The 3,472-nt window shown below is 64.3% G+C and carries 2 protein-coding genes; both read left to right on the top strand.

Annotated features, from left to right (window positions below):
- Positions 1–789 precede the first annotated feature (789 nt).
- Complete coding sequence (locus tag WKW82_RS40305) at positions 790–1,155, top strand: response regulator transcription factor (protein WP_340348813.1); 366 nt, start codon at positions 790–792, stop codon at positions 1,153–1,155.
- Between the two features lie 781 nt (positions 1,156–1,936).
- Positions 1,937–3,472, top strand: a 1,536-nt coding sequence (locus WKW82_RS40300) for a CheR family methyltransferase (protein WP_340348812.1), incomplete at its 3' end; no start/stop codon positions are given.

The raw sequence follows: 3,472 nt of genomic DNA, 5'->3' as shown, positions 1-3,472 counted from the left end.
GTGCACCGCCATCCTTGTCCAGTTCCATCGTCAACATCCTCAATGTGAAGACGTCGACCTTCCTTCATCAAGGATCCATTCGCAAGAACGGGGACGCTCGGACATTTACGGCACTGGCCTGTCTCTCCTGCGTTTGCGCAGGCCTTGTCGACCACGGAAGCACAGCGGATCGCCGAAGAAGCGTACATCCACGGCTACTCTTTACTGTCGCAAGTTGCTGACCCCGGACTTCCTCGTTGTGCACGGCACGGCGAGAGGGGGCAGGTCAGAGCGGCGTTCGTAATATCGCAGAGGGCCCGTTCCGGTCAGCTAGCTTTGAGCGAGGCGGACCGTCGCAGATTTCGGCCACCGGCCTCAACAGACGCCCGCCCGAGGATCGGCGACGACTGCTCAATGATTGCAAGCGGTCGTGCACCCCAATTCTTGAAGGCAAGCCACCGATCTTTCAGTGTTTGCCGCCTGTGGCCTCCTGCATTTTTCAAGCGCCTGGTCAAGCTGTGAGAACTTGCTGCCTTTTGCCATGGCGAAAATTCGCCGAACGAGCCTAGGATGGGCTGCACCAACCCCTTACACGGGCTTCAGATTCCTTCCTTTGTCAGGAGTCGAGGAGGCTGAGGCGGTCGATGCGAACCTCGAATTTGTTCAAGGTGCTTACAAGAGGCCACGCGGACGGGGAATGCAAGCCGCTGCGGGCGCATTGCACACTGACTGAACCAAAGTGCAGTCCCATTCGTGATCGCACTGGCGTAGGGTTCGTGCGTGAGCAGTATCGGATCCTTCATCGCGGTAGTGGACGACGAACTGCCCGTGCGCGTGATGCTCGGGCGCCTGTTGCGGCTGGCCAAATACCGCGTCCGGGAATACGCGAGCGGCGAGGAGTTCCTGGGTTCGCTGAGTGCCCACTTGCCGCTGTGCGCCATCGTGGATGTGCACTTGCCTACCTTGTCGGGGTTCGAGGTGCAGTCGTGCATCCACGCCGCGAACCTGCAGGTGCCTGTGGTGTTCATCACGGGATCCGACGACGCCGCGCTCGAGCGCGCCGCGCACGAGGCCGGCGTAAGGAATCTGCTGCGTAAGCCGTTCTCGAGTGACGAACTGCTCGAGGCGATCGGCGGCGCGATCGGCTCGTTTGGCCGGACCAGGATGGGCGGCTAGCCAAGGGCGTATCCCACGTTCCAGCGGGTGGCGGCTAAACAGACGGCCACCACCGCTGCCTGACGCGCATGAGCACCTCAAGCTGTGAGCATCCCGAACAAGTCTTCTGTCGCCCAGCGCAGTCGTTGCGCAAAATGTGCGTTCGCTCCAGAAACCGTGCTCGCATGCCCAAAGACATAGAACTGATACGACGCGCCATCCAAGGTCGCGCTCTAACCATCGCTGAGATCGCCGCGGCGGTGGGCCTGAATGGTCGCACCGTGTACCGGCGCATTGCCTCGCTCACAACTGACCGGCGCGTTCACGTCGAGGCGTGGACACTGTCCCGAGGAAGCGGTCCCCGCGCAAAACGCTATCGATGGGGTACTGGCCGCGACGCTGTCATGACTCCAACCCCGCGAGTAAAGCTGGAGGGTGAACTTGGCGCCGCCAGCGCGAAGACCACGGCGCATCGGGGCGCTGGACCTGCCCGTCGCCGCCGATGAGAGGGACGTGGGAGAGGGTTCCAAGCCGTACTGGCGAGCCGCCCGGCCTGAGCAGAATACCGGGACTTGACGCTACCGGTGCTCAGGGGACCTTGGCGAAGTCGGCATCGACAGTCGCTCTTTGGCGCCTAGCGTCGCCGACGAGCGGGGTGCGCGACTGCTTCTGGTTTCGCATTTCGCGCCTCGTCCGGGAGGTCGTTATGCAAGCGTGCCGCGCAAGCCCTTGAGGCTGTAGTCACCGTGCCCGGGTAACGTGGATCGCCCCGCGCATAATCCGGGCCGCACAGGAAAATCGTATGAGCCAAGAGGCAAGAAACGACGACGAGTGGGACGACGGGCCCGAGGCGAGGCGCTCCTCGCTGCAGTTTCCTGTGGTCGGCATCGGCGCATCGGCGGGCGGCATGGCCGCGGCGCTGCAACTGTTCGAGCACCTGCCCGACGCGCCCGACATGGCCTTCGTGGTCGTATTGCACCTGTCGCCCGAGCACGAGAGCCACGCCGCACCGATCCTGCAACGGGCAACCGGCATGCCCGTGGTGCAGGTCACCCAGGCGGAGGCCATCCAGATCAATCACGTCTACGTCATCGCCCCGGCGCTTCACCTGGCGATGGACGATGGCAAGCTGATCGTCGAGACGCAGGATCACCCGCGCGGCCGGCCGGTCGCCGTCGACCTGTTCTTCAGGGCGCTGGCACAGACGCACCAAGAACGCGCCGTCGCGGTCATCCTTTCTGGCACGGGCAGCGATGGCGCGCTGGGCCTGGGCGATGTCAAGGCCCAGGGCGGCGTGTCGATCGCGCAATTGCCCGCGGAGGCCGAATACCCGGGCATGCCCGCGGCCGCCATCGCCACGGGCCAGGTCGATTTCGTCCTCCCCGCCGCCGAGATCCCGGCGAAGCTGGCCGCGCTGTGGGAGAACGCCCAAGCCATCGAATTGCCGGATTCCAGGAGCATCGGCCTGCGGACCAAGGAACCGCCGTCGGGGGAAGCCGCGCAGCGTGCCGAGGCCGCGCTGGATGAAGTCGTCGCCATTCTGGCGAGTCGCACCGGCAACAACTTCCGGCACTACAAGCGGGGCACCGTGCTGCGCCGGCTCGAACGAAGGATGCAGGTGACGCGCCAGCAGAACATCGCGGACTATCGGGACTACTTGGAGAGCCATCCGCAGGAAACCGCGCAACTGTTGCAGGACATGCTCATCAGCGTCACGAGCTTCTTCCGCGATCCTGAATCCTATGGTGCCCTGGAAGAGGAGGTTCACACGCTGCTCTTCCGAAGACTTGCGGCCGATTCGCAACTGCGCGCCTGGGTCGTCGGATGCGCCACCGGGGAGGAGGCGTACTCGCTCGCGATGCTGCTCAACGAAGGGGCGCCGCAGGCGGCATCACGGTCCGCCATCCAGATCTTCGCCTCCGACATCGACGACCGCGCCCTGGCCTTGGCGAGGGCGGGCGTCTATCCGGAGGCCATTGCCGCCGACGTGTCTGCCCCGCGCCTTGGGCAGTTCTTTCACTACGAGGATGGGGCGTACCGGATCAGGAAGGCGTTGCGCGAGCAGGTCCTGTTCGCCCGGCACAACGTGTTGCGCGATCCGCCTTTCTCACGCCTGGACCTGATCGCATGCCGCAACCTGCTGATCTACCTGGAGCGCGACCTGCAGGCCGAAGTGCTGGAGATCTTCCACTTCGCGCTGAAGCCCGGCGGCTTGCTCTTCCTGGGAAGCGCGGAGTCCGCCGATCTGCTGGACAGCCGCTTCACCGTGGTGGACAAGAAGCACCGCATCTACCGGGCCAACGCCATTCTGCTCCCACGTGGCGATCTCCTGCCCCTG

The sequence above is a fragment of the Variovorax rhizosphaerae genome (genome assembly GCF_037889975.1).
GTDB lineage: Bacteria > Pseudomonadota > Gammaproteobacteria > Burkholderiales > Burkholderiaceae_C > Variovorax > Variovorax rhizosphaerae.
This window is presented reverse-complemented; position numbering and strand designations above follow the sequence as displayed.